Origin of the sequence: Allochromatium tepidum, assembly GCF_018409545.1 — a bacterium.
Classification (GTDB): Bacteria; Pseudomonadota; Gammaproteobacteria; order Chromatiales; family Chromatiaceae; genus Thermochromatium; species Thermochromatium tepidum_A.
This window is the reverse complement of record NZ_AP024563.1, coordinates 1,867,751-1,892,821: the sequence shown is the minus strand read 5'-3', so window position 1 is coordinate 1,892,821 and position 25,071 is coordinate 1,867,751. Positions and strand designations below refer to the sequence as shown.

The following is a 25,071-nucleotide window of genomic DNA, read 5'->3' as shown; positions in this document are numbered from 1 at the left end:
CGCGCAAGCGAGGTCGGGTTCGCCGGACCGGATGAATCATTCATGTAATCGGATTTAGGGACTCATAGAGGGAGACCGAGACAATGTTGATTTTGACTCGCAGGGTTGGCGAAACGTTGATGATCGGTGACGAAGTGACCGTGACCGTTCTCGGCGTCAAAGGCAATCAGGTCCGGATCGGCGTCAATGCTCCGCGGGACGTGGCTGTGCATCGCGAAGAGATCTATGAGCGCATCAAACGCGAACAAGCCGGTGTCGGCCAGGACGCGCCCATGATGAGCCGGCCCGCCCAGTACGACTGATTTGAAGCGCTTGAAAGTTCGGCCGGGTGTGTTACCATGCCCGGCTTATTCGGTGATCAGCCATCAATATCCCTGATCCGAGTCGACTCTTTATCTAACTGGAGCGGCTAGACTCAAAACCGAATACGTCTGTTGTTCACGGAGAGATGGCCGAGTGGCTGAAGGCGCTCCCCTGCTAAGGGAGTATAGGCTAAACCCCTATCGAGGGTTCGAATCCCTCTCTCTCCGCCAATTTCCTAAAACTGCTGATTTCGTCTTAAAGTCAAGCATTTCCTTCGCGTTCCCTTCGACCGGCTACGTCCCATGAGCGATGAACCCGATACACTCGACATGGATTTGGCAAGCGGCATTGCCGCCTTCGAGTCCAAGCAATTCTCGCGCGCCGTGGGACTGCTCGCTCCGTTGGCCGAGCAGGGCAGCGTCGAGGCGCAGTACCGCATGGCCATCATGGCCCAGAATGGCCTCGGTATGCTCCCCAATCCGCTCATGGCCTACAGCTATATGAAGAGTGCAGCCGAGTCCGGACTCGGACTCGCTCAACATGGCTTGGCCTTCATGTACATGGAGGGCGAATGCACCGACAAGAATCCAGCCAAAGCGGTCGAGTGGTTCAAGAAGGCGGCTGACCAGGGGCTAGTTGGTTCCCTGACCACGCTGGCCATGATGTACGAGCAAGGGCACGGCGTGGAGCAGGATCCGGACGAGGCAAGACGACTCTACAAGCTGGCCGGTTTCGACGAACGCTGACGTCTTCGTCGCTGACAGCGCTCGATGTGCCTGATGGGATCTCCCATTTATGGCCGGAATTGGTTACAATGCACGTCTGCGTTGCCGGGGTGGCGAAATTGGTAGACGCATCAGACTCAAAATCTGACGGTGGCGACACCGTGCCGGTTCGAGTCCGGCTCCCGGTACCAGCTCTTCCAGCAAAAGGCCAGGCTTCATCAAGCTTGGCCTTTTTGCATTCCGGGTACCCTTGAACGTGGTCGGGATGGGGTAGGGCACAGGTGCAAACGAACACCTATAATCCTTGGCTCAACAACGAGAAGCACGGCTGCGCACGCGAGCGCCGGCCTTACTGATATCCAACGCCCCAAGGAGCATGCATGAAGATCGAAACCCTGGCCATCCATGCCGGCTTTGAGCCTGATCCAACCACCAAGTCGGTGGCGACACCCATCTATCAGACCACCAGCTATGCCTTCGACGATACCCAGCATGGCGCGAATCTGTTCGATCTCAAGGTGGCGGGCAATATCTACACCCGCATCATGAATCCGACCAGTGACGTGCTCGAAAAGCGCGTAGCGGCCCTGGAGGGTGGCGTCGGCGCCCTGGCGTTGGCTTCGGGCATGGCCGCCGTGACCAATGCGATCCTGACCCTGGCCCAAACAGGCGACAACATCATCGCCGTGTCGACACTCTATGGCGGCACCTACAATCTATTTGCGCATACCCTCCCGCGCTTGGGCATCCAGGTTCGTTTTGCAGCACCCAACGACATCGAAGGCATGGCGGCCCAGATCGATGCACGTACCAAGGCCGTCTTCTGCGAATCCATCGGTAATCCGGCCGGAAACGTCGCCGATATCGCGCCGATGGCCGATATGGCCCATGCGCATGGCCTGCCATTGATCGTCGACAACACGGTACCCACGCCCTATCTGTGCCGTCCGTTCGAGCATGGCGCCGATATCGTCGTCCACGCGCTCACCAAATACATGGGCGGACATGGAACCACCATCGGCGGCGCCCTGGTCGACTCGGGACGTTTTCCCTGGTCCGAACACGCTGTGCGGTTCCCACTGCTCAACGAGCCGGACGTTTCCTATCACGGCGTGGTCTATACCGAGACGATGGGGGAGGCGGCCTATATCGCGCGCGCACGTGTCGTACCGCTACGTAACATGGGCGCGGCCATCTCGCCGTTCAACAGTTTCCTGATCCTTCAGGGCATCGAAACCCTGCCGGTGCGCATGGACCGGCATTGCGAGAATGCCATCGCTGTCGCCAACTATCTGAAGGATCATCCCAAGGTGGCCTGGGTGCGTTACGCAGGTCTGCCGGATAGCCCGGATTATCCGCTGATCCGGAAATACATGGATGGGGCCAGGGCCAGCTCCATCCTGTCGTTCGGCATCAAGGGCGGACGTGAAACCGGGGGGCGTTTCATCGATGCGCTCAAGCTCGCCGTGCGGTTGGTCAATATCGGTGATGCCAAGACATTGGCCTGCCATCCGGCGACGACCACGCATCGCCAGTTGTCGCCCGAGGAACTGGTGCGCGCCGGCGTCTCGGAGGATTTGATCCGACTCTCGATCGGCATCGAGCACATCGACGATATCATTGCGGATTTGGATCAGGCGCTTGCAGTAGCCGGTTGATATGCGCGGCTCATAGTGCGCCCCGATTTTGGACCGGTCTCTGTGACCGGTCTAGTGTGGTGATGCCGAAGGGATCTCAGTATTCGCCTGATACTTGACTTTACATAATATACATTATCCGTAATGAGGTTAAGATTACATGGCTCATGACGAACCCGCGCCATAGTCGATGGTGATCTCGCTCCCGATCGCGATCGCCAACCGCGCATAGAGCTCGAACCCATCGAACTCGGCGTTCGGATCGTCGCTGTGGTTGAGCCAGCGCAGCACATTGGTTCCGCGCCGGCCGGTCAGAAGATCGCGTTCAGCGTCATAGACCCAGAGTACATGAGGGCCATCTTCCGCGACCTCCATGCCCTCGAATGTACCGATCGGGTCGCCCGGCTCGAAGCCGATCCGCGCAAAGCAGCCTTGACCGTGAATGGATGATGGCGCGACCCGGATGCGGCGGTCGAGCGTCTCGGCGGACGATCTCCGTCTCACCCTTTGCGCGCCTTGGCGAAGGCATCGGCCAGCGCGCCGCCCATCCCGGACACCGGCGCGCTGCTCGGATGATTACGCTCCTGGCTGCCGGAACGCGACCTGTCCGCCCCCGCACTCCTGGACTGAGCCGGACGACCACACCGCTCCGCCGTATCCGGCCGCCCTGGGCGCGCGCGTTCGGCCGGTTCGTCCAGACGCCGGCTCAAGGCGATCCGCTTGCGCTCCAGATCCACCTCCAGCACCTTGACCCTGACCAGATCGCCCGACTTGACGACCTCGTGCGGATCCTTGACGAAGCGGTCGGAGAGCACCGAGATATGCACCAGCCCATCCTGATGCACACCGATGTCGACGAAGGCGCCGAAGTTGGTGACATTGGTCACGGTGCCTTCCAGGATCATGCCAGGCTCCAGATCCTTCAGGGTCTCGACGCCCTCCTTGAACTGCGCGGTCTTGAACTCGGGACGCGGGTCACGGCCGGGCTTCTCCAGCTCGGCCAGGATGTCCTTGACGGTCGGCAGGCCGAAGCGCTCATCGGTGAAGGTGGCCGGATCGAGCCGGCGCAGGGTCGCGGTATCGCCGATCAGACCGCGCACGTCCTTGCCGGTGAACTCGGCGATGCGCCGCACCACCGGATAGGCCTCCGGATGCACTGCCGAGGCGTCGAGCGGTTCATCGCCATCGGGGATACGCAAAAAGCCCGCGCTCAACTGAAACGCCTTGTCGCCGAACCGCGGCACCGCCATCAGCTTCTTGCGGCTGGAGAACGCCCCATTGGCCTCGCGGAAGGCAACGATGTTCTCGGCCAGACTGCGGTTGAGCCCTGAGACCTGGGTGAGTAGCGGCACCGAGGCCGTGTTCAGATCCACGCCGACGGCGTTCACGCAGTCCTCGATCACGGCATCCAGGGTCCGCGCCAGCCGGTTCTGATTGACGTCGTGCTGATACTGGCCGACGCCGATCGCCTTGGGCTCGATCTTGACCAGTTCGGCGAGCGGATCCTGCAACCGGCGCGCGATCGAGACCGCGCCGCGCAGCGAGACGTCCAGCTCGGGCAGTTCCTTCGAGGCGAACTCCGAGGCCGAATAGACCGAGGCGCCGGCCTCATTGACGACCAGCGATTTCAGCCCCAGCTCGGGATGACGCGCGATCAGGTCGCGAGCGAGCTTATCGGTCTCGCGCGAGGCGGTGCCGTTGCCGATACTGATGAGCTTGACGCCATGCGTCCGAGCCAACTGCGCCAGCCGGGCAATGGAAGCCTCCCACTGGTTCTTGGGAACATGCGGATAGATGGTATCGGTCGCCGCGACCTTGCCGGTGGCATCGACCACCGCGACCTTGACCCCGGTGCGTAGCCCAGGATCCAGCCCCAGGGTCGGCAACCGTCCGGCGGGCGCGGCCAGCAGCAGCGCCTTGAGGTTGAGCCCGAAGACCCGGATCGCCTCTTCCTCCGCCGACTCCAGCAGCCGCCCCTTGAGTTCGAGATCGAGCCGGGTGAACAGCTTCACGCGCCACGCCTTGCGCACCGTCTCCAGCAACCAGCCGTCGCCCGGACGCCCCTGATCGCGGACAGCGAAGCGCGCGGCGATCATCGCACGACAGACGGCTTCGGGATCCTCGCCCTCCCCCGCCAGCAGTTCCAGATCGAGCACGCCCTGATTGCGCCCGCGAAACAGCGCCAGCGCCCGATGCGAGGGCACCTTGGCGATCGGCTCGCGATAATCGAAGTAATCCGAGAACTTGTTGCCCTCCTGCTCCTTGCCCGCGATCACAGTCGAGACCAGGATGCCCTGCTCCCAGAGATGATCGCGCAGACGTCCGGCCAGCTCCGCGTCCTCGGCGAAGCGCTCCATCAGGATCTGACGCGTCCCCTCCAGCGCGGCGGCGACATCGGCTACGCCCTTGCCCGTATCGACGAATCCGGCCGCCAACGATTCGGGTGCCTGAGACGGATCGGCCAAAATGGCGTCGGCCAGCGGCTCCAGCCCGGCCTCGCGCGCGATCTGAGCCTTGGTGCGTCGCTTGGGCTTGAACGGCAGATAGAGGTCTTCGAGCCGCTGCTTGGTGTCGGCAGCCTCGATGGCCGCCTGGAGCTCGGCGGTCAGCTTGCCCTGCTCCTCGATGCTCTTGAGCACCGCCGTCCGGCGCTCGGCCAGCTCGCGCAGATAGCCGAGCCGCTCTTCGAGATGACGCAACTGGGTGTCGTCGAGACCGCCGGTGGCCTCCTTGCGGTAGCGCGCGATGAAGGGCACGGCGGCACCCTCGTCGAGCAGCCGCACGGCCGCCTCGACCTGGGCCGGACGCGCGGCGAGTTCCTGACTGATGGTCTCGATGATCGGGGTCATGATGGATACGCGGACTCTGGAAGATCGGAAGCGGAGATTAGGGAAATAGATGGGCCAAGCGACTCTGGAATCCTGGATGCAGCGTGCCGAACCGAGACCGATGACACCCGGATCACAGGCGGCAGCTATCGCCATAGACGGCCATGATCTGCTTCAGTTCTGTGAGTAGCCGGGCGCGCTCGTCGGCACTCAGGCCCTGGGTCTCGGGTAGTTCGGCGCCGGATTCGAGCGCGGCGATGTCGCGCCGAACCTGACGGCAGCCCTTGGCGCACAGCGCCTCCAGAGGCGCTTCGAGCGATGAATCATCCAGGCGTCGCACGCCCACCCCCATATAGACCGGCCAGACGCACGATTATACGGCGACCGGCACCGCGCTTCATCCGCACCGCGCACGTCGGCATCCTACTGATCGATCGCGGAGGCGAACATCCCCGGCACGACATGGCATCATGGCGACTCAGCCGACGCCGTTCACTGCGAACTCAGATCCGATCATGACCACACCCAGTCTCATCGCCACGCGCTCGATGCGTCGAACCTTTCGCCTCGAATGGTTGCGGCTCATCGGTGCCCTGCCGGCACTGGGCGTCGGACTCTCCTATGCCCTGGCGCGCGAGCTATTGACCCATCGCGGCGCCGAGGTCGCGCCGGCCAACGACGCATGAATGCTAACATCGCCACCCGGCACCCGACATTCGATCGACCAAGCCTGGAACTCGGCTCGACGCTGAAGCCGGGTGCCTTGCATCTGTGGCGCATCGACACAGGCGAAGGCGGAGCGGATCCCGACAGGTGCAGGACTCTGCTGAGCGAAACGCAGCGCGCGCGTGTCGAAGCCCTGCGTCATGACGCCCACAGGGCGCGCTATGCCCGCGCCCTGGCCGGTCTCAACCGCATCCTCGCTGCCTACCTGGATCGGCCGCCCGGACAGATCCGGATCGAACGCAGCCCGACCGGCAAGCCCTATCTGGACGGGGCCGATCGCCGGCTGGCCTTCAGCTTCAGCCATAGCGGTGATCTGGCGCTGGTGGCCCTGAGCACCGGAGCGGACGCGGCGCTCGGCGTCGATTGCGAATGGATCCGTCCACGCGCCAGCCTGACGGCGATCGCCCGGCGTTTGTTCGATCCGGCGACGGTCGCCGAACTGGAAGCGGCTCCCGAGTCCGAGCGCCTGGAACGCTTCCACATCGCCTGGACGGCCCTGGAAGCCGACGTCAAGTGCGACGGACGCGGACTCTTTCGCCCGCGCCCGCCCGGAGCCGTTGCCCCCCAGATCGCCCATGTCGTCCCTGCACCCGGCTATATCGCCGCCGTCGCCCGCGCCAGACTGCCGCCTGTCGAGACCTGGCGGATGCTGGAGCTGCCGCCCTCGGACGACGCCTAACGTCCCGACCCGGCGAACTCCGCGCTCGTGAGCCCGGTGGTGCCTGGAGTCGCACCAGCCCAGGCTTGCAGATATACTCCGCATCTCGCTTCCAGGAGCCGCCCACAGTGGAAACCATCCGGATCCTCGTCCTCGCTTTCGTCCAAGGCATCACCGAATTCCTACCCATCTCCAGCTCGGGGCATCTGATCCTCACGCCGCTGCTGTTCGGCTATGAGCTTCAGAGTCTGGCCTTCGACGTAGCCGTGCATCTGGGCACGCTCGCCGCCGTGGTCTTCTATTTCCGGCGTGAGATCGCGCGGATGCTGGTCGCGGTGCTGGACTCGCTGCGCACGCGCCGCTTCGACGACCCGGACGCGCGGCTCGGCTGGATGATCGTACTGGCCACGCTGCCGGTGGTGGTGCTGGGACTGCCGCTGAAATCCGTGCTGGAGTGGCTGCGCGCCGACGATCGGCTGGTGGCGCTCGTCATTGCGGGTACGACCATTGGTTTTGGTCTGCTGCTGTGGTGGGCCGACTGGCGCGGACGTCGCGAACGCGACGAATACCGGATCGGCTGGCGCGATGCGCTCATCATCGGTCTCTTGCAGGCCGTCGCCATCATCCCCGGTACCTCACGTTCGGGGATCACCATCACGGCCGGCCTGCTGCTTGGATTCACGCGCCAGGCCGCCTCACGCTTCTCGTTCCTGCTCGCCATCCCGACCATCCTCATGGCCGGCGGACTGGAGACGCTGGAGCTGGTTCAGACCGCCGAGCCGGTCGACTGGAGCGGACTGGTGCTCGGCGCCATGGTGTCCTATCTGGTCGCCTATCTCACCATCCGCTTCTTCCTGAGCTTCATCGAGCGCATCAGCATGCTGCCTTTCGCGCTCTATCGTTTCCTGCTCGGCGGGGTCATCTTGGGGCTGCTGTATCTCTGATTCAGCCCGACAGCGATTCCATGCGGATGCGCACCACCGCGCCCTGAACCGAGTCCAGCGCTTCGATGCGGGCGATGGCCTTGTTCATCCGGCCCTCGATCACGCGATGGGTGAGCATGACCAGCGTCACCTGGGTCTCGCCCTTGTTGGGCGCCTTCTGCTTGATGGCCTCGATGCTGATGCCCTCCTCGCCCAGGATGCTGGCGATGCGCGCCATGACGCCGGGACGGTCGAGCGCGGTGAGGCGCAGATAGTAGGAGGTCCGGATCGCGTCCATCGCCAGCACCGGGGTGTCGGCCAGCTCATCGGGCTGGAAGGCCAGGTGCGGCACCCGGTTGCTGGGATCCGTGGTCAGGGTGCGCGTCACGTCGACCAGATCCGCGACCACGGCCGAAGCCGTCGGTAGCGCACCGGCTCCGGCCCCATAGTAGAGCGTCGGCCCGACCGCATCGCCCTTGACCAGCACCCCGTTCATGACCCCATCGACATTGGCCAGGAGCCGCCGCTCGGGGATCAGGGTCGGATGCACGCGCAGCTCGATCCCGCCGGGCGAGCGGCGCGCGATGCCCAGATGCTTGATGCGATAGCCGAGTTCAGCCGCATTGGCCACGTCCTGGGCGTCGATGCGCGAGATGCCCTCGGTGAAGCAGCGCTCGAACTGGAGCGGGATGCCGAAGGCGAGCGAGCCGAGGATGGTGAGCTTATGCGCCGCGTCGATGCCCTCGACGTCGAAAGTCGGATCGGCCTCGGCATAGCCGAGCGCCTGGGCCTCGGCGAGCACGTCGGCAAAGGCCCGCCCCTTGTCGCGCATCTCGCTGAGGATGAAGTTGCCGGTACCGTTGATGATGCCGGCGATCCATTCGATGTGGTTGGCGGCCAAGCCTTCACGCAGGGCCTTGATGATGGGAATGCCGCCGGCGACGGCCGCCTCGAAGCCGACCATGACGCCCTTCTCACGCGCGGCGGCGAAGATCTCGTTGCCGTGTTTGGCGATCAGGGCCTTGTTGGCGGTGACGACGTGCTTGCCGTTGTCGATGGCACGCATCACCAGTTCGAGCGCGGGCGAATAGCCGCCGATCAGCTCGACGACGATCTGGATGTTCGGATCCTCGACCACGGCGAAAGCGTCGTCGCCGATGTGACCGATCCGATCCAGGCCCTCGATCAGCTCGGGGCGATAGTCGCGCGCCGCCGCGCGGGCGATCTCGATGCCGCGACCGGCGCGGCGGGCGATCTCGCGCGCATTGCGCGTCAGCACCGTCACCGTGCCGCCGCCCACGGTTCCCAAGCCCAGTAGACCGATCTTCACCGGTTCCATGCAGTTACCTCGGAGTCAAAGACGTTCGATGAACCGCAAAGGCGCAAAGTACGCACAGAAAAGACGACAGATTGAAATCCTTCGTGTCCTTTGCGCCTTTGCGGTTCAAATTTGGTGAAATCAGGCCCCAGCCCGCGCATCGCGTCGGAACATCTCCTTGATGCCGCGAATCGCCTGGCGCGTGCGGTGTTCGTTCTCGATCAGGCCGAAGCGCACATGGGTGTCGCCGTATTCGCCGAAGCCGATGCCGGGGGCGACGGCGACCTTGGCATCGCGCAAGAGCTTCTTGGAGAACTCCAGCGACCCCATGGCCCGATAGGGTTCGGGGATCGGTGCCCAGACGAACATGGTCGCCTTCGGCGGTTCGACCGGCCAGCCGGCGGCGTTCAGGCCCGCGCACAGCACGTCGCGCCGGCTCCGGTACATGTCGCTGATCTCGCGCACGCACTCCTGCGGCCCTTCCAGTGCCGCAATGGCCGCGACCTGGATCGGGGTGAAGGTGCCGTAGTCGAGATAGGACTTGATGCGCGCCAGCGCCGAGACCAGGGTCTTGTTGCCGCACATGAAGCCGACGCGCCAGCCGGGCATGTTATAGCTCTTCGACAGGGTGAAGAATTCGACCGCGATGTCCTTGGCGCCCGGAATCTGGAGGATGGACGGCGCCTTGTAGCCGTCGAAGGCGATGTCGACATAGGCCAGATCATGGACGACCCAGATGCCGTGCTCGCCGGCGATGTCGATGACCTTCTGGAAGAAATCCAGCTCGACGCACTGGGTGGTCGGATTGCCGGGAAAGTTGAGCACCAGCATCTTGGGCTTGGGCCAAGACTCCTGGATCGCCTTCTGCAATTCCTCGAAGAAGTCGACCTCGGGCGTCAGACGCACATGACGCACGTCGGCCCCGGCGATGATGAAGCCATAGGGATGGATCGGATAGGCCGGATTGGGCACCAGCACGGTGTCGCCCGAGCTCATGGTGGCGAGCGCCAGATGCGCTAGACCCTCCTTGGAACCGATGGTCAGGATGGCCTCGGTCTCGGGGTCGAGGTGGACATCGAAGCGATCGCGATACCAGTTGCAGATGGCGCGGCGCAGACGCGGGATGCCGCGCGACATCGAATAGCGATGGGTGTCGGGACGCTGGGCGGACTCGATGAGCTTGTCGACGATGTGCTGGGGCGTGCCCTGGTCCGGGTTACCCATGCCGAAGTCGATGATGTCCTCGCCCCGGGCTCGCGCCTCGGCCTTCAACTCATTGACGATGTTGAAGACATAGGGCGGCAACCGCTTGATGCGGTGAAAGTCTGACTCGGGGGCGACCACGGCGAAACCTCATGGGGTAATGGTGGATGAAAGCGGTCAAGTCTACCGCCGCGATCGGGAGAAATCATCATTCAGAAGAGATCGTCCATGACACGCGGCGCCGAGCGCTGAGCCGAGCCACTGCTCCGGCGCGCGCCATCACCGGACGGACTCGCGACCCGGACCGGCTCGGGACCGAGCAGGGCGTCGCGATACTCCTCCTGCACCAGCTCCACGATCCCGCTCCTGGCGGTGGTCTCGACCCCGCGGTCCGGGTCGACCCGCACCTCGACGAGGCCGGACGGCGGCTCCAGAGTGGCGACGGGGCGATCCTTGAGCGCCTGTTCCATGAAATCGACCCACATCCCGAGCGCCGCCTTGCCGCCCTCCTCGCCCCGACCGAGCTTGCCGAAGTCGTCGAAGCCCATCCAGGCGACGGTCACGAACTCGGCCTGATAGCCGGCGAACCAGGAATCGCGGATGTCGTTGGTGGTGCCGGTCTTGCCGACGATGTCGGGCCGGTCGAGCGTCTTGGCGCGGGTGCCGGTGCCGCGCTCGATGACCTCGCGCAGGAGCGAGGTCATCTGGTAGGCGGTGCGCGGATCGATCACGCGCTCGGCCAGTCCCTGACCCTGGGCGGCCAGCCCACGGGTGGCGGCGGATTTGTCGCCGGTCTTGTACCAGCAGTCGGCGCAGGCGCGCATCGGCTTGGCCTCGAAGACGACCTGACCATCGCCGTCCTCGATACGCTGAATGAAATAGGGCGTGACGTGATAGCCGCCGTTGGCGAAGACCGCATAGCCCTCGGCGAGTTTGACCGGCGAGAGTTCGCCGGTGCCGAGCACCATGGACAGGCCGAGCGGCAGGGCCTGGGTGTCGAAGCCGAAACGGCGGATGTAGTTCTGGGCGTCCTCCAGACCGACGCTCTGCAACAGATTGATACTGGCCAGATTGCGCGACAGGGCCAGCGAGCGGCGCATACTGATGGGGCCGAGTTCCTTGTGGTCGGCATTCTTGGGATTCCAGCGCTGATTGCCCGTGAGCTTGACGGCCTGGTCGCGCAGCAGGCTTGCAGGCGTCCAGCCCTTGTCGAGCGCGGCGGCATAGACGAAGGGTTTGAAGCTCGAACCGGGCTGACGGCGCATGTCGACGGCGCGGTTGAACTTGGAGTCGCTGAAGGCATAGCCGCCGACCAGCGCCCGCACCGCGCCATCATGCGGATCGAGTGCGACCAGGGCGCCGGAGACGGCCGGGATCGGACTCAGTGTCCAATCGCCCTTGGACGAGCGTGCGAGCCGGACCAGATCGCCGACCGCGACCGCGTTCGGACCGTGCCGTTTTGCGCCCTGCCAGCGTGCCAGGTTGCGCTGGGTGCGCGCCCAGCTGAGCGCCTGGCGCGTGAGTTCGACCCGCTCGCCGCGCCCGATATAGACCTGGGCGCCGGACGATGAGACCTGAGTGACGAGTCCGGCCGTCAGTCCCGGAACGCGCGTGACCTCCTCCAGCCGGGCGTCCAGCTCGGCCGCGCTCAGTCCGGCGATATCCAGGGTCGCCTCAGGGCCTCGATAGCCGTGACGGCGATCGTACTCGCGCAAGGCGCCGCGCACCGCCTCCTGCGCGGCGAGCTGCAAGCGCGGTTCGAGCGTGGTCGTGACCCGATAGCCGCGATTGATGGCGTCCTCGCCGTAGAAGCGCACGATCTCGGCGCGGGCCATCTCGGCGACATAGCCGGCTTCGAGATCCGGGCCGCGACGATGGGCCTGAGCCGTGTCGGGCGTGGCGACGGCGGCAGCGTGCTGATCGGCGTCGATGTAGCCGAGTTCGAGCATCCGCCCGAGGATGTGGTCGCGCCGCTCCAGCGCCCGCTCGGGATTGGTGATGGGGTTGTTGGTCGAGGGCGCCTTGGGGATGCCGGCGAGCATGGCGGCCTCGGCGATCGTGAGCCGGTCGAGCGCCTTGTCGTAGTAGAAGGCCGCCGCCGCCGAGATGCCGTAGGCGCGATGGCCGAAGAAGATCCGGTTCAGATAGAGTTCCAGGATCTCCTCCTTGGTCAGGGTCTGTTCCACATGCAGGGTCAGCAGCACCTCGGCGAGCTTGCGCTGGAAGGTCTTCTCGGGCGAGAGGAAGACGTTGCGCGTGAGCTGCATGCTGATGGTGCTGCCGCCCTGGGCCTTTTCGCCGGTGGTCAGATAGCTCAGGAGCGCGCGCCCGAGTCCCTGGGTGTCGATGCCGCGATGCTCGAAGAAGCGGCTGTCCTCGGTGGCGAGGAAGGCGTCGATGATCAGGGGCGGGATCTGGCGGATCGACACCGGACGGCGGCGTTCGATGCCGAACTCGCCGATCAGGCGTCCATCAGCGCTGTAGACGCGCAGCGGTTCCTGGAGCTGGGCATTGCGCAGTGTCTGGACGTCCGGCAGTTCGGGCAGGGTGAAGGCGACGAAGACGCCCGCGCCCACCAGCCCCAGGGTCAGCACCTGCAAGGGGGCGCCGAGTCCCGAGCCGACGAGCTGGAAGAACCAGCGGCTCGCCGAACGCGAGCCTGAGCGCCTCGCGGCGCCCGAGCCGCTCGATCGAGCGGTGTCGTTGGTCTTGTTCAAGGTTCACTCACCTGTCGAGCGGCATGCGATGGCCCAGGCGACGTCGGCGGCCTGCCGATTGGCGGCCACATCGTGCACGCGAAAGATCTCCACGCCCTGCATGACACCCAGCGCCGTGGTGGCACAGGTGGCCGCCACGCGCTCATCGGCGGCCACATCGCCACAGAGCGCGCCGAGGAAGCGCTTGCGGCTCGTCCCGAGCAGGACAGGGAACCCCAGATCGACCAAGCGACCCAGTCCAGCCAGCAGTGTCAGATTGTGCTCCTGATCCTTGCCGAAACCGATGCCCGGATCGAGCAGGATGTCGCACTCGCGCACACCGGCGGCCAGCGCCGCCTCGGCACGCGCCGCCAGATGGTCGCGCACCTCGCCGACCACGTCCGCATATTCGGGCGCGGTCTGCATGGTCTGCGGCGTGCCGCGACGGTGCATGAGCACGATGGGGGCCTGAAGTTCAGCCGCCAGAGGCAGCATGTCGGGATCGTCGAGTCCGGCCGAGGTGTCGTTGATCCAGTCGGCGCCGGCGGCGAGCGCCGCGCGCGCGACACGCGCCCAAGTGGTGTCGATACTCAGCGGGATCGTAGCAGGGATGCCGTCGCGCAACTGCCGGATCACGTCCAGGATGCGCCGTTCCTGCTCCTCGGGCGGAACCGGAGCCGAGCCGGGACGGGTCGATTCACCGCCGATGTCGAGGATGTCGGCGCCCTCCTCCAGCATCCTGAGCGCCCGCGCGACGGCCGCCTCGCGTTCCAGGTAACGGCCGCCGTCGGAAAAGCTGTCCGGCGTGATGTTGAGGATGCCCATGAGGCGTGGTGGACGTGGTGACTGAGGTCTGGACATGGTGTGTTGCGGAAGCGATGGCTGGAGACTGGGTTCGGTCTTCGAACGGCACGATGAATCTATACTAAAGTATATCGATTGAGGTGGATGAGGCGTTTATCGTGCCCGGTGATGGCCTGGGCGCCGGAAAGGTGTTCTGTAACTCGAGCGATGAGGGTCGAGATCATGATCCCAGACAAGACGGTCGATGAGCGGCGGTGTTACCGACGGGTGCCCTGGACGGGACACGCACGGATCTTTCCACTCAGTCCGGAGGCGCTCAGCGCCGTTCCAGGTATCCGGGAAGTAACCTCGCGCGACATCAGCGAGGGCGGTATGCAGGTGCGCAGTGCACAGATGGTGCCGATCCACTCGCGGCTGCTGGTGGAGCTGGAGTCGAGCGAGACCTCGGCCTGGATCCGGGCCGTCGGCTCGGTGGCCTGGATCTCGCCGTCGATGAGCGACGAACCCTGGCGTCTGGGGATCGAGTTCTCGGATGTCGGTGATCTGGCACGGGCCGGGATCCGTCATATCCTGGACGAGGCCCCGACGCCGGAAGCCTCCCGCGCGTAGGCATAGAGTGCGAGATACTCCCGAGCCGGCCGGCGCCAGGAATAGTCGCCCAGCATGCCGTTGAGACGCAACCGGCTGAAGTATCCGGGGAAATCGCGCCAGAGTCCGAGCGCCCGGTCCATGGCCCCCTCCAGGGATTCCGTGGTCGGTTCGTCGAAGAGATAGCCGTTGCGCGACTCGAAGGGGGCGCTGGAATAGTTGGCGTCCCGGATGGTGTCGGCCAAGCCGCCGACCCGGCGCGCGATCGGCACGGTGCCATAGCGCATGGCGATCAACTGGGTCAGCCCGCAGGGTTCGTAGAGACTGGGGATGAGGATCAGGTCGGCCCCGGCATAGATCAGGTGTGCCAGCGACTCGTCGTAACCGAGTTCGAGATGGGCGTGCGGGTTGGTCTCCAGTCGCGATTTGAGCTGCGCGAAGCGCTCGGCGATCGCCGGTTCGATCGCGCTGCCCAGGAGCGCGATCTGGGCGCCGGCGTTCAGCCCATACCGGATGCCGTGCGCGATGAGTTCGACGCCCTTCTGTCGATCCAGACGGCTGACGATGGCGATGATCGGCCGGTCGGCGGCCTCCTCCAACCCGAGACGCGCGCGCAAGGCATGACGGTCGAGCGCCTTGCGCTCCAGGCACTCGGGGCCGAAGTTCGCCGGGATGAGCGGATCGGTCAGCGGATTCCAGACCGTCTCGTCGATGCCGTTGAGGATACCGCCGAACTTGTAGCCGTAACGCTGGAACCAGGGTTGCAGCCCCATCCCCTGCTCGGTGTTCCGGATCTCCCAGGCATGGCGCGGTGAGACGGTGTTGACGGCATCCGCCGCCGCGATGCCGCCCTTCATGAGATTGGCTCGGCGCGGATCGCCGGGGTCGGCCAGCCGCTCGGGTGTGAGCAGACGTGCCGCATCCAGACCGACCCGCGCCAGCAGCTCGGCCTCGACCCAGCCCTGATAGCCGACGTTGTGCAGGCTGTAGCAGACCGGAATCCGCCCGATCGCCGTCCGGCGCTCGGCGAGCAGCACAGGCACCAGACCCGTCTGCCAGTCGTTGCAATGCAGCACGTCCGGCCGCGACTCCGGGCGCGAGACATACTCGACCAGGGCGCGCGAGAAGAAGGCGAACCGCTCGGCGTCGTCCGGCTCGCCATAGATCCGCCCGCGCTCGAAGAAGCCATGCGCCGAGCGGGGCGCGATCAGCCGGCATTCATAGCCGGCCAGGCTCAGACCGAGCACCGGGCAGGCGATCGATTCGCCCCCGAAGGGAACCTGTAACTCGATGCCGAGCGGACGCGGTCGCTCCAAGGCATCGAACCGCAGGACGTCGTAGGCCGGCAGGATGACCTCGACGCGCTCGCCGACACGCGCCAGCTCACGCGCCAGACCCTGGACGAAGTCACCGAGACCGCCGGCCTTGGCGATGGGCGCGCACTCGGCGCTGACCATGGCGATGTGCATTGTTTCGAAGGTTTGGATTCGGGATGGCGGTTATCGAGAATCATCCGATTCGGGCGGCGGATGCCGCGCCAGGGCGCGCCGGATGAGTTCGGGGTCGTCGACCCTGACACCGAGCTGAAAGCGTCCGCCCGGACCCACGCGATAGCGATGGCCGAAGAGATCGATCTCGGTGTTGGGCGTGCTCCAGCCATGGAGGCGGAGTTCGGCCTCGATGACGAGTCCAGCCGTCGCGGGTGCGGGATCGGCATAGGTCAGTCTCGGAATGGCGTGCATGAGGGCGGCGATCGCCGGAACCGACGGACCTGTCTCGAAGGGCACTCCAGCGACGGGCGTGGAGATCGAGTCAACCGCGACCTGGGGCGCGCCACCGACCGAGGTCGAGTCCTCCAGCGGCGACCCGAACGTGCCGGGTATGGTTTCCCCCGCTCCCCCGGCGGGATGCGGGGGCGGGAGGGGCTGAACGGCTGCCGCGCCGGCTCGTACATCGGGTTCCGGTGAAGCAGCGTGGTTCCAATCCATACCTGGCGGTGCAGGCCGCAGCGACTCCAGCCCCAGTCCCCGCGCCTGCCGGAGCCGATTGGAGCGCGCCAGCAACAGCCATCCGCCCTCGGGGTTCATCAGACCCAACTCGGCCTCGAACAGGGCACAGTCGTCACCGACCGGGAAGGCGATCTCACCGCTCCCACTCAAGCCGGACAGATGCAGCGTCTGCTCACGGACCGGCTCGCAGCCGCCGGCATGCACACGTCCGAGTCGAAGCACGGCCTGCGGGGCGCCGTCGGCGTGCGGAAAGCGCGCGCCATGACCCGCGACCTCATCGGCACGCAACCGCCAGCGCACCCGGACCTCGCCTTCCAGGCCCGGATAGAGCGCCAGCGGCCCGACCGGGCCGGCGAGCGGAAAGACGGGGACGAGCGGTGCGGCGGGCGGCACCAGATCGGGCGTGACACTCGACATCGGATCGCGTCCGTTCACACCCTGGACATGGACGGATGGGCACACAGGGCGGCTTCGACCGCATCGAGCGCGGCGGCGGCGGGTCGGGTGCGCGCCTGGAGATATGGAATCCAGGCATCGCCCCAGTACAGGAAACAGCTCGTCTCGGCCTCGAGGATCTGACGTCGCGCGCACACCAGGGCCTCGCCCGCGATCTGATAGACGTCCGGCCGCGACCGGCAGAGCGACCAGTAGCGCTCACTCAGCCGGTGCACCTCGTCGACGGCCCGGCGCTGGATCTCGGACCCGGCCCAGCGCGACAGATCCTCGGCCTGGGAGGCGCCGACGTTCCAGGAGCCGGTCTGGATCCGGGCATGAGTACTCGGGCGCCAGTGATCGAGATGGTCGCCGAGCAGCACGGGCGTGATCGAATAGTCGCCGGCGCGGCACTGCTCCATATAGGGCGCGAAGAAGTGACCGAAGAAACCGGATGGCTCGTGCGTCTGTCTGAACCAGCCGCCGTTCTCGCCGTCGGACCAGGTGGTGAAGAGCCGCGCCGCGTCCGGGCGCGGCGAGACCGTGGAGCGCCAGGACAGATCATCGCGGAACCAGCCTGGGTTCAGTCCCCGTCCCTGGGCGTTCGAGACGTCGCGATCGCGCGGCACGATGGTGATGCAGACCCCGTCATGGCAGGCGATATAGGGCCGGAAGATGTCGTTGACGCCATCCTCGGGACGCACATGCATACCATCGACGATGACGTATTCGTAGCCGGCCCGGACCAGGGCTGGGATCATCTCCATCGAGAACGCCAGCTCGGGCGGCCAGAAGCCGCGCGGACTGCGCCCGAAGACGCGCTCGACGATGGCGCGCCCGCGTTCGATCTGCTCGGACCAGTCGGCGCGCGGGATCAGCGGGAAGATCGGGTGATAGTAACCCAGGCCGAGCATCTCGATGTTGTCGGCGACGCGGTAGCGTTCGAGCATCTCGGGGATGTCGACGATATGACGGTAGCGATCGACGATGTCCGGATCGAGGAGCTGCTCCAGCAGGATCCCCGAAAAACTCACATGCAGCCGCGCCACGTCCCGATAGCGTTCGGCGTAGCGCGCGACGCGCTCGTAACAGCGCAGGATCTGCTCGGCTTCCCGGGGATTGGCCTCGAACAGCAGACGCAGGTTGCCCGGCGGCTGATGCATGTGCAGGCCGAGTGCATGAAAGATCTGTGTTCGAGCCATGGATTCCCCCGTCGCCTGAGCGGTCGCCGCCCTAGGTTGGATTCGCCTCGGAGCGACCTGGCCCTGACCGCCCCTCGAGCACCAGGATACTCCTGGAACGCACCAACTGACGCCCGTCCTCGACGGGGCACTGATCCTCGGGCGGCACCACGTCGGTCGGCGAGGCGCGCGCCGTGTCCAGGGCCGGATACCAGCGCGCCGGGGTGATCTCGGGCAGGGCGAAGCGCAGAGCGCGATCGCTCATGTTGATCATGACGTGCAGCAACGCCTCGTCGGGACAGACCGGGGCGAGCGTGAAGGCCAGGATCCGGCTCTCCGGATCGCCCCAGGGCGGTGCGTTCAGTTCCAGCCCGTGCCAGACCACGTCGGGGAGGGTGCCGCCCGGCAGCGGCCGGCCGGAGAGAAAGTGACGATGACGCAGACTGCGGTGACGCTTGCGCAGTGCGATCAGTCCGCGCACGAAGCGCAGCATGGCCGCGTTGCGCTCCATCAGCGACCAGTCGAGCCAACCGATCTCGTTGTCCTGACACCAGGCATTGTTGTTGCCGTTCTGCGAGCGCAGCACCTCGTCGCCGGCCAGCAGCATGGGGATGCCCTGGCTCAGAAAGAGCAGGGTCAGCAGATTCTTGGCCTGACGGCGGCGCAGGGTCAGCACCTCGAGGTTCGGAGTCTCGCCCTCGGTGCCGCAGTTCCAGCTCAGATTGTCGTCGGTGCCGTCGCGGTTGCCCTCGTGATTGGCCAGATTGTGCTTGCGGTTGTAGGAGACCAGATCCCAGAGCGTGAAACCGTCGTGACAGGTGACGAAATTGATGCTGTTGATCGGCTTGCGCAGATTGGCCTCGTAGAGATCACTGCTGCCCGAGATCCGGGTGGCGATCTCGGGCACCAGGCCCGGATCGCCGCGCACGAAGCGCCGGATGCTGTCGCGATAGCGTCCGTTCCATTCCATCCAGCGATAGCCGGGGAAGGTGCCGACCTGATAGAGCCCGGCGGCATCCCAGGCCTCGGCGATGATCTTGGTCGCCGCCAGGGTGTCGGACAGCTCGATGCCCCAGATCACCGGCGGGTTGGCCAGTGGACGTCCATCGGAATCGCGCGCCATGGCGCTGGCCAGGTCGAAGCGGAAGCCGTCGACGTGCATCTCGCGCACCCAGTATTCGAGCGCGTCGATGATGAAGTTGGTGACGAGCGGATGATTGGCGTTGACCGTGTTGCCGCAGCCGGTGAAGTCGAGATAGATCCCCTTGTCGATGGCATCCAGACAGTAGAAGGTCTCGTTGCCGAAGCCCTTGAAGGTGAGCGTGGGGCCGCCCGCCCCGCCCTCGCTGGTGTGGTTGAAGACCACGTCGAGGATGACGCCGATGCCGGCGCGATGCAGCGCCTTGACCATGTCGCGGAACTCGCGTCTGTGCGTGCCCTGTTCGGGGGTGACGCAGAAACCCGGATGCGGTGAGAAGAAGCCGAAACTGCTGTAGCCCCAGAAGTTGCGCAGACCGGCCTTCCAGACCGGCTCCGGCACGTCCTGTTCGTCGAAGGCCATCACCGGCATGAGTTCGACATGGCTGATGCCGAGTTCCTTGAGATAGGGGATCTTCTCGATCAGGCCGAGAAAGGTGCCGGGATGCCGGACGCCCGAGCTGGGATGGCGGGTGAAGCCGCCGACGTGCAGCTCATAGATGATCATCTGCTCGCTCGACAGCCGGATGGGTTCGTCGCCCTCCCAGTCGTATTCTTCGGCGAGCACGACGGCGCGCGGCGAGTCGTGCGGCTTCACGCCTTGACTCTGGCGCCGCCAGCGGTCCCAGCCGGCGATATTGATCGCGCGCGCCCAGGGGTCGACCAGCTCGACGCTCGGATCGAAGCGCCAGCCGTGGCCATGCGGGTCGTTCGGACCTTCCAGGCGCCAGGTGTAATGAGTGCCCGGCGGCAGATCCTCGACCATCAGGTGCCAGGAGAAGAAGGTGTGATTGGTGCGCGGATCGAGCCGGATGACCTGGAATGGCTCAGGACTGGCGGCGTCCTCGTAGAGCAGCAGTTCGGCCCCGGTGGCGTGCCGACTGTAGACGGAGAAGTTGACGCCCGCGTCCTCGACGGTCGCGCCGGGCGGATAGCGTCGTCCCGGCAGGACGGGATAGGGAGCGTTTGAGGCTGGCATGGAGGCGGCGCTTTGCAGAGATGTCTATCCGCGCCATCATAACACGCGACCCTCCATTGCCGACGACCGGATGACCCGCCGATCAATGGCGATACAGTTCGCCGTTCATCCAGCGCCAGGCGACGAGCCAGCCCGACACCGCCGCGACAGCCCCTACCCCGAAGGTGATGACCGGACCGGCGTCGGCCCACAGCAGACCGCCGATCAGACTCCCGGCCGCCCCGCCGGCGCCGAAGCTCAAACTGTTGTAGAGCGCCTGACCACGTCCCTGGGTGCGGCCCGGAAAGACATGATGGACCAGATGGATCGCCGAGGCATGGAAGGTACCGAAGGTCGCGGCATGGAGCCACTGAGCGGCGAACATCACGGACGGATGATCGACGAAGCCCCCGATCAGGATCCAGCGCACCCCGCCCAGCGCCAGACTCCAGAGCAGGACACGCCGCGCGCCGAAGCGCTCCAGCAGGCGATGCATGACCAGAAAGATCAGCACCTCGGCGATGACGCCCAGCGCCCACAGCCAGCCGACCGCCGTGCTCGAATAACCGGCCGCCTCCAGATGGATGGAATAGAAGGCATAGTAGATGCCGTGGCTCGACTGCATCAGGAAGCAGGCGCCGAAGAAGGCCAGGACGCTCGGCTGACGCAGGAGCGCGCGCAAGGATACCGAGGACGGCGCGCCATGATCGGGCGCGCTGTCCGGCACCATGAAGGCCGCCAGACAGATCCCGACCGTCAGCAGCAGCACCCAGACCGGCACCTGGGCGAGCGACCCCTGCTCCAGCGCCAGCCCCAGCGCCACCACCACCAGAATGAACCCCACCGACCCCCAGACCCGCACCAGGGCATAACGGGTCGGACGCTCGCGCAGATGGTTGAAGGTGACAGCCTCCATCTGCGGCAGCGAGGCGTTCCAGAAGAAGCTGAACAGCAACAGGGTCAGGGCCATGCCCCAGAAGCCGTCCGTGACATAGAGGGTCGCGAAACCCAGCACGGCGAGCAGTGAACCGAGGCGCACCACCTGCATCCGCCGTCCGGTGTGATCGACGATGTGCCCCCAGACCACGGGCGCCACGATCTTGGTTCCGGCGAGGATCGCCATCAGCACGCCGATGGCGAGCGGGTCGAATCCGGCGTCCTGGAGATAGAGTCCCCAATAGGGCACGAGCGCCCCGAGCGAGGCGAAATAGAACAGGTAATAGCTCGACAGGCGCCAGTACGGCATTGGGCGGCTCGCTGGTGGAACGCGCCGGCCCCCGCCTCCAGAGCCGAACGGCATCGGCCCGAGTCAGCCGGGGTCGGGGGTCGGGATCAGGGACGCGGCTCGGCCGGGATCGCCGGGATCGGCGGCACGACCTCGGCGTTCTGTCCGCGATGGCGCAGGGTGTGGTCCATGAGCACCAGCGCCAGCATGGCCTCGGCGATGGGCGTGGCGCGGATGCCGACACAGGGATCGTGCCGCCCCTTGGTGACGACCTCGACCGCCGCGCCATGCCGGTCGATGCTCCGGCCGGGCAGCCGGATGCTGGAGGTCGGCTTGAGCGCGATGCGGGCGACGATGTCCTGCCCCGTGGAGATGCCGCCGAGGATGCCGCCGGCATTGTTCGACAGGAAACCTTCGGGCGTCATGGGGTCGCGGTGTTCCGTGCCCTTCTGCTCGACACAGGCGAAACCGGCGCCGATCTCCACGCCCTTGACGGCGTTGATGCTCATGAGCGCATGGGCGATGTCGGCGTCGAGCCGGTCGAAGATCGGCTCGCCGAGTCCGGTCGGCACGCCCGAGGCGACCACGGTGACGGCCGCGCCGATCGAGTCGCCCGACTTGCGCAGGGCGTCCATGTAGGTCTCCAGCTCGGGCACCGTCTCGGCGCAGGGCCAGAAGAAGGGATTGTGCTCGACCTGCTCCCAATCGAAGCCGCGCGGACGCCAGGGGCCGAGCTGCGAGAGATGGCCGCGAATGCGGATACCCAACCGCTCGGCCAGATACTTCTTGGCGATGGCACCGGCCGCGACCCGGATCGCGGTCTCGCGCGCCGAGGAGCGCCCGCCGCCGCGATAGTCGCGCACGCCGTATTTCTGCTCGTAGCTGTAGTCGGCATGGCCCGGACGATAGCGCTCGGCGATCTCGGAATAGTCGTGCGAGCGCTGGTCCTCGTTGTGGATCAGGAGTCCGATCGGCGTGCCCGTGGTGCGGCCCTCGAAGACGCCGGAGAGGATCTCGACCCGATCGGACTCGCGCCGCTGGGTGGTGTGACGCGACTGCCCCGGCTTGCGCCGGTCGAGATCCTGCTGCAAGTCGGCGGCCGAGAGTTCCAGGCCGGGCGGACAGCCGTCGACGATGCCGCCGAGCGCCGGGCCATGACTCTCACCGAAGGTGGTGACGACGAAGTTGCGACCGAAGCTGTTACCCGACATGGTCAATAGGCCGGCGGCGGAACTGTGTCGTTGGGATCGAGCCAGGCATTGCCCTTGGCCATGACGTCACGGCTCAGGGTGCTGGTGGCCTGATGGAGCTTGATGCCGTTGATGATGTAGTCGTAGCGGGCGCTCATGTAGTCGAACTCGGCCTGGAACAGATTGCGCTGGGCGTTGAGCACGTCGACCTGGGTGCGGGTGCCGACCTCGAGTCCGGCCTGGGTCGATTCGAGCGCCGAGCGGGCCGAGACGATGGCCGCTTGGCGCGCCTTGACGTCTTCGATGCTGGAGAGGATGCCGCGGAAGGCGTCCTTGGCCTGCTGGTCGACCTGGCGACGCACCTGGTCGAGCCGGTCCTGAGCCGCACGGTACTTGTAACCGGCTTCGCGCGTCTTGGAGGTCACGGCGCCGCCCTGGAAGATGGGGACGTTCAGTGACAGCTCGACGAATCCGGTCTCCGAATCCGAGCCGAACTGGGCATCCGAGCGCGAGACGTTATAGCCGGCCTGCAGGTCGAGCCTGGGGAAGTGGCCCGAGCGTTCGATCTCGATGGTGGCCTTGGCGGCGTTGACGGATTCGATCGCCGCCAGGATGCCGTAATTGGACCTGAGGGCGGTTCCCGCCCAGGCCGCGATGTCATTGGGTTCGGGTGGGGACAGCGGCAGCTTCTCGCCGAGACGCGCCAGGGGCACGCTGATCGGCCCGACGATGGTGCGCAGCGCCTCCCAGGCATTGCCGAGCTGATTCTTGGCATTGATGAGGTCGGCGCGTGACTTGTCGTAGGCGGCCTGACTCTCGTTGACGTCGGTGATGGCCACCAGACCGACCTCGAAGCGCTGCTTGGATTGCTCCAGTTGGCGCTCGTCGGCACGCACCAGCGCCTCGCGCACGGTCACGGCATCGGCCGCGCGCAGCACGTCGAAGTACGCCTGAGTCGTCCTGACCATGAGGTCGATCTGGGCATTGCGATACTGGGCCTCGGCCTGGGCGATGACATTGTCGGCCTGACCGAGCGTCATCCAGTTGGCGCGGTTGTAAAGGCTCTGACTGACGACGGCCTGGATCTGCTGGGTATCGTAACGATCGGTGCGATCACCCATCGAGCCGCCACGCGAGTCGAGATCGTAGAAACCGGCATCGCCCTTGACGCTGAGGCTCGGTAGGAGCAGCGAGCGCGCCTGAGGTCTGACCTCGCGCGAGGCGAACAGCGTCTGCTCGGCCTCGCGCAGCCTGGGGTCGCTCACCACGGCCATGTCGTAGACCTGGAGCAGATCCTCCGCCGGCGCAAGCTGAGGTGATCCGCACAGCAGCAACGGGATCAGGACCGGAAGAATTCTCCTCATGGGCAGGGTTTCCTTGCGAACGGGCCGGGGGATGGCCGCGAGAATGGATGCAAGGCGACAGTATAGGCGACAAGCAGGCATGGTCTCAATCGGCCGACGGTCCGGCGCCGGGGCGCGCGCCACCGTCCTCGGCGATTGACTGCACACTCTCCGAGATAGCGGATCTCATGTTCACTTGAAATCTCATGTTCGCTTGAATCGGTTTGACACCGAATCTCGTCGGTGCTCTCATGTGCACGTCCTGCCAAAAGTCTTCGAAAATCATTATGGTCACGATCAAGCTAAAGCGGGATCCGAGCGAAATTCAGCGGGTCACCTTGGCGCTTGAAGCGTTCGCCAAGGATCGAGGTCTCGATGGGCGAGAGATCTTCCAGTTGAGTCTGTGTCTCGACGAACTCTTGACCAATACCATGAGCTATGGTTATGCCGATAGAGCGGAGGCGGATGACGACTGTGACATCGGTGTGAGTTTCGGACTCATCGACGATCGTTTGCTTCTGGTCCTGGAAGACGACGGCCAACCCTTCGACCCCCTTCGAGAAGCCGACACGCCCGATCCGGATGCCGACCTTGACTCGCGTCCGATCGGAGGGCTCGGTCTGCATCTGGTGCGAACCTTCATGGATGCTTGCCGCTATATTCGTATCGATGACCGAAATCGTTTGGAACTGGAAAAACGGATCACCTCAACCCAGGCCTGAAGCCTTTCCATCGTCGAAATCAAAGATAGGCAAACTCCCATGCAGCCACTACTGTCCATTATCGAGGAGCCATTGGACGATATTATCGGCATCCGGCTGATCGGCCGCCTGGACAGCTCCAATGCCGGTGAACTGGAGGCGATTCTGCCGGAGCGTGTCGCCGGCAACGAAAAGGTACTGCTCGATTGTTCACGGTTGGAATTTATTTCTTCCGCCGGATTGCGGATCGTTCTGATGGCCGCCAAGAAAGCCAAGCAGCGAGATGGTCGGTTCGCACTCTGCGGCATGGACGAAAACATCCATGGTGTCTTCGAGACCAGTGGTTTTTTACGAATACTCAGAGTCTATCCCGATCGTGACACGGCCATTGCGTCCATGCGCAGTTAGAGCCGGGGCGATCGCGGC

At 65.2% G+C, this 25,071-nt stretch carries 23 protein-coding genes and 2 tRNA genes; 11 read left to right on the top strand and 14 right to left on the bottom strand.

All coding sequences use genetic code 11. The features are described from left to right. Positions 1-83 precede the first annotated feature (83 nt). From csrA to Atep_RS09125, 5 genes are all read left to right on the top strand, one after another. Complete coding sequence (gene csrA / locus Atep_RS09145; RefSeq protein ID WP_213378253.1) at positions 84-302, top strand: carbon storage regulator CsrA; 219 nt, start codon at positions 84-86, stop codon at positions 300-302. Positions 303-442: 140 nt separating this feature from the next. Continuing rightward, a tRNA-Ser gene (locus tag Atep_RS09140) sits at positions 443-533 on the top strand. A 72-nt stretch (positions 534-605) separates the two neighbouring features. Further along, complete coding sequence (locus Atep_RS09135) at positions 606-1,049, top strand: tetratricopeptide repeat protein (protein ID WP_213378252.1); 444 nt, start codon at positions 606-608, stop codon at positions 1,047-1,049. 83 nt (positions 1,050-1,132) lie between these two features. Further along, positions 1,133-1,219: transfer RNA gene (locus tag Atep_RS09130), tRNA-Leu, on the top strand. A gap of 189 nt (positions 1,220-1,408) precedes the next feature. Beyond that, positions 1,409-2,686 (top strand): O-acetylhomoserine aminocarboxypropyltransferase/cysteine synthase family protein, encoded by a 1,278-nt coding sequence (locus Atep_RS09125; protein ID WP_213378251.1) that lies wholly within the window; start codon positions 1,409-1,411, stop codon positions 2,684-2,686. A gap of 144 nt (positions 2,687-2,830) precedes the next feature. On the opposite strand, the gene Atep_RS09120 is transcribed toward Atep_RS09125, so the two are convergent. From Atep_RS09120 to Atep_RS09110, 3 genes are all read right to left on the bottom strand, one after another. Then, on the bottom strand, positions 2,831-3,169 hold the full coding sequence (locus Atep_RS09120) for an SET domain-containing protein (protein WP_213378250.1): 339 nt from the start codon (positions 3,167-3,169) through the stop codon (positions 2,831-2,833). After that, entirely contained in the window at positions 3,166-5,514 is a 2,349-nt protein-coding gene (locus Atep_RS09115) for a Tex family protein (RefSeq protein ID WP_213378249.1), read from the bottom strand. Before Atep_RS09115 ends, Atep_RS09120 begins: the two co-directional genes overlap by 4 nt. Before the next feature lie 112 nt (positions 5,515-5,626). After that, positions 5,627-5,833 carry a hypothetical protein gene (locus Atep_RS09110; protein WP_213378248.1) on the bottom strand — a complete coding sequence of 69 codons (207 nt, stop codon included), beginning with the start codon at positions 5,831-5,833 and terminating at the stop codon, positions 5,627-5,629. A 175-nt stretch (positions 5,834-6,008) separates the two neighbouring features. Between Atep_RS09110 and Atep_RS09105 the strand changes: the two genes are divergently transcribed. The 3 genes from Atep_RS09105 to Atep_RS09095 all read left to right on the top strand — a co-directional run bounded on the left by Atep_RS09105 (position 6,009) and on the right by Atep_RS09095 (position 7,821). Then, entirely contained in the window at positions 6,009-6,179 is a 171-nt protein-coding gene (locus Atep_RS09105; protein ID WP_213378247.1) for a hypothetical protein, read from the top strand. Then, positions 6,176-6,898, top strand: coding sequence for a 4'-phosphopantetheinyl transferase family protein (locus Atep_RS09100; protein WP_213378246.1), 723 nt, complete (start codon positions 6,176-6,178; stop codon positions 6,896-6,898). Before Atep_RS09105 ends, Atep_RS09100 begins: the two co-directional genes overlap by 4 nt. A 107-nt stretch (positions 6,899-7,005) precedes the next feature. Next, positions 7,006-7,821, top strand: coding sequence for an undecaprenyl-diphosphate phosphatase (locus tag Atep_RS09095; protein ID WP_213378245.1), 816 nt, complete (start codon positions 7,006-7,008; stop codon positions 7,819-7,821). Position 7,822: 1 nt separating this feature from the next. Here the strand turns inward: Atep_RS09095 and Atep_RS09090 are convergent, their stop codons facing one another. The 4 genes from Atep_RS09090 to folP form a co-directional block, all read right to left on the bottom strand. Continuing rightward, on the bottom strand, positions 7,823-9,139 hold the full coding sequence (locus Atep_RS09090; protein ID WP_213378244.1) for a homoserine dehydrogenase: 1,317 nt from the start codon (positions 9,137-9,139) through the stop codon (positions 7,823-7,825). A 120-nt stretch (positions 9,140-9,259) separates the two neighbouring features. Then, a complete protein-coding gene (alaC, locus tag Atep_RS09085) occupies positions 9,260-10,462 on the bottom strand; it encodes an alanine transaminase (RefSeq protein WP_213378243.1) in 1,203 nt (400 codons plus the stop codon). 71 nt (positions 10,463-10,533) lie between these two features. After that, positions 10,534-13,038, bottom strand: a complete 2,505-nt coding sequence (locus tag Atep_RS09080; protein WP_213378242.1) for a penicillin-binding protein 1A — start codon at positions 13,036-13,038, stop codon at positions 10,534-10,536. A gap of 3 nt (positions 13,039-13,041) precedes the next feature. Next, entirely contained in the window at positions 13,042-13,878 is an 837-nt protein-coding gene (gene folP / locus Atep_RS09075; RefSeq protein ID WP_213378241.1) for a dihydropteroate synthase, read from the bottom strand. Between the two features lie 165 nt (positions 13,879-14,043). On the opposite strand from folP, the gene Atep_RS09070 reads away from it, so the two are divergent. Continuing rightward, positions 14,044-14,430 carry a PilZ domain-containing protein gene (locus tag Atep_RS09070; RefSeq protein ID WP_213378240.1) on the top strand — a complete coding sequence of 129 codons (387 nt, stop codon included), beginning with the start codon at positions 14,044-14,046 and terminating at the stop codon, positions 14,428-14,430. Here the strand turns inward: Atep_RS09070 and Atep_RS09065 are convergent. The 7 genes from Atep_RS09065 to Atep_RS09035 all read right to left on the bottom strand — a co-directional run bounded on the left by Atep_RS09065 (position 14,385) and on the right by Atep_RS09035 (position 23,965). Next, positions 14,385-15,878: a glycogen synthase gene (locus Atep_RS09065; RefSeq protein ID WP_213378239.1), complete on the bottom strand. Its 1,494-nt coding sequence runs from the start codon at positions 15,876-15,878 to the stop codon at positions 14,385-14,387. The genes Atep_RS09070 and Atep_RS09065 overlap by 46 nt on opposite strands. Positions 15,879-15,908: 30 nt before the next feature. Continuing rightward, positions 15,909-16,835, bottom strand: a complete 927-nt coding sequence (locus tag Atep_RS09060; protein WP_213378238.1) for a hypothetical protein — start codon at positions 16,833-16,835, stop codon at positions 15,909-15,911. Positions 16,836-16,849: 14 nt separating this feature from the next. Further along, entirely contained in the window at positions 16,850-18,052 is a 1,203-nt protein-coding gene (locus tag Atep_RS09055) for a polysaccharide deacetylase family protein (protein ID WP_213378237.1), read from the bottom strand. A gap of 31 nt (positions 18,053-18,083) precedes the next feature. After that, positions 18,084-20,207 carry a glycogen debranching protein GlgX gene (glgX, locus tag Atep_RS09050; protein ID WP_213378236.1) on the bottom strand — a complete coding sequence of 708 codons (2,124 nt, stop codon included), beginning with the start codon at positions 20,205-20,207 and terminating at the stop codon, positions 18,084-18,086. Positions 20,208-20,289: 82 nt separating this feature from the next. After that, positions 20,290-21,432 carry an MFS transporter gene (locus Atep_RS09045; protein ID WP_213378235.1) on the bottom strand — a complete coding sequence of 381 codons (1,143 nt, stop codon included), beginning with the start codon at positions 21,430-21,432 and terminating at the stop codon, positions 20,290-20,292. 86 nt (positions 21,433-21,518) lie between these two features. Continuing rightward, entirely contained in the window at positions 21,519-22,622 is a 1,104-nt protein-coding gene (gene aroC / locus Atep_RS09040; protein ID WP_213378234.1) for a chorismate synthase, read from the bottom strand. A gap of 2 nt (positions 22,623-22,624) precedes the next feature. After that, on the bottom strand, positions 22,625-23,965 hold the full coding sequence (locus Atep_RS09035; protein WP_213378233.1) for a TolC family outer membrane protein: 1,341 nt from the start codon (positions 23,963-23,965) through the stop codon (positions 22,625-22,627). A gap of 266 nt (positions 23,966-24,231) precedes the next feature. Between Atep_RS09035 and Atep_RS09030 the strand changes: the two genes are divergently transcribed. After that, a complete protein-coding gene (locus Atep_RS09030; protein WP_213378232.1) occupies positions 24,232-24,666 on the top strand; it encodes an ATP-binding protein in 435 nt (144 codons plus the stop codon). Between the two features lie 39 nt (positions 24,667-24,705). Then, complete coding sequence (locus tag Atep_RS09025) at positions 24,706-25,053, top strand: STAS domain-containing protein (protein WP_213378231.1); 348 nt, start codon at positions 24,706-24,708, stop codon at positions 25,051-25,053. Positions 25,054-25,071 lie beyond the last annotated feature (18 nt).

What these genes read in the sequence shown, in the direction of transcription:
- Atep_RS09045 (WP_213378235.1), bottom strand. Translation starts at nt 21,432, where the DNA reads ATGCCGTACTGGCGCCTGTCGAGCTATTACCTGTTCTATTTCGCCTCG.
- Atep_RS09125 (WP_213378251.1), top strand. Translation starts at nt 1,409, where the DNA reads ATGAAGATCGAAACCCTGGCCATCCATGCCGGCTTTGAGCCTGATCCA.
- aroC (WP_213378234.1), bottom strand. Translation starts at nt 22,622, where the DNA reads ATGTCGGGTAACAGCTTCGGTCGCAACTTCGTCGTCACCACCTTCGGT.
- folP (WP_213378241.1), bottom strand. Translation starts at nt 13,878, where the DNA reads ATGTCCAGACCTCAGTCACCACGTCCACCACGCCTCATGGGCATCCTC.
- Atep_RS09060 (WP_213378238.1), bottom strand. Translation starts at nt 16,835, where the DNA reads ATGTCGAGTGTCACGCCCGATCTGGTGCCGCCCGCCGCACCGCTCGTC.
- glgX (WP_213378236.1), bottom strand. Translation starts at nt 20,207, where the DNA reads ATGCCAGCCTCAAACGCTCCCTATCCCGTCCTGCCGGGACGACGCTAT.
- Atep_RS09115 (WP_213378249.1), bottom strand. Translation starts at nt 5,514, where the DNA reads ATGACCCCGATCATCGAGACCATCAGTCAGGAACTCGCCGCGCGTCCG.
- Atep_RS09035 (WP_213378233.1), bottom strand. Translation starts at nt 23,965, where the DNA reads ATGAGGAGAATTCTTCCGGTCCTGATCCCGTTGCTGCTGTGCGGATCA.
- Atep_RS09065 (WP_213378239.1), bottom strand. Translation starts at nt 15,878, where the DNA reads ATGCACATCGCCATGGTCAGCGCCGAGTGCGCGCCCATCGCCAAGGCC.
- Atep_RS09070 (WP_213378240.1), top strand. Translation starts at nt 14,044, where the DNA reads ATGATCCCAGACAAGACGGTCGATGAGCGGCGGTGTTACCGACGGGTG.
- Atep_RS09135 (WP_213378252.1), top strand. Translation starts at nt 606, where the DNA reads ATGAGCGATGAACCCGATACACTCGACATGGATTTGGCAAGCGGCATT.
- Atep_RS09100 (WP_213378246.1), top strand. Translation starts at nt 6,176, where the DNA reads ATGAATGCTAACATCGCCACCCGGCACCCGACATTCGATCGACCAAGC.
- Atep_RS09030 (WP_213378232.1), top strand. Translation starts at nt 24,232, where the DNA reads ATGGTCACGATCAAGCTAAAGCGGGATCCGAGCGAAATTCAGCGGGTC.
- Atep_RS09055 (WP_213378237.1), bottom strand. Translation starts at nt 18,052, where the DNA reads ATGGCTCGAACACAGATCTTTCATGCACTCGGCCTGCACATGCATCAG.
- Atep_RS09105 (WP_213378247.1), top strand. Translation starts at nt 6,009, where the DNA reads ATGACCACACCCAGTCTCATCGCCACGCGCTCGATGCGTCGAACCTTT.
- Atep_RS09090 (WP_213378244.1), bottom strand. Translation starts at nt 9,139, where the DNA reads ATGGAACCGGTGAAGATCGGTCTACTGGGCTTGGGAACCGTGGGCGGC.
- csrA (WP_213378253.1), top strand. Translation starts at nt 84, where the DNA reads ATGTTGATTTTGACTCGCAGGGTTGGCGAAACGTTGATGATCGGTGAC.
- Atep_RS09025 (WP_213378231.1), top strand. Translation starts at nt 24,706, where the DNA reads ATGCAGCCACTACTGTCCATTATCGAGGAGCCATTGGACGATATTATC.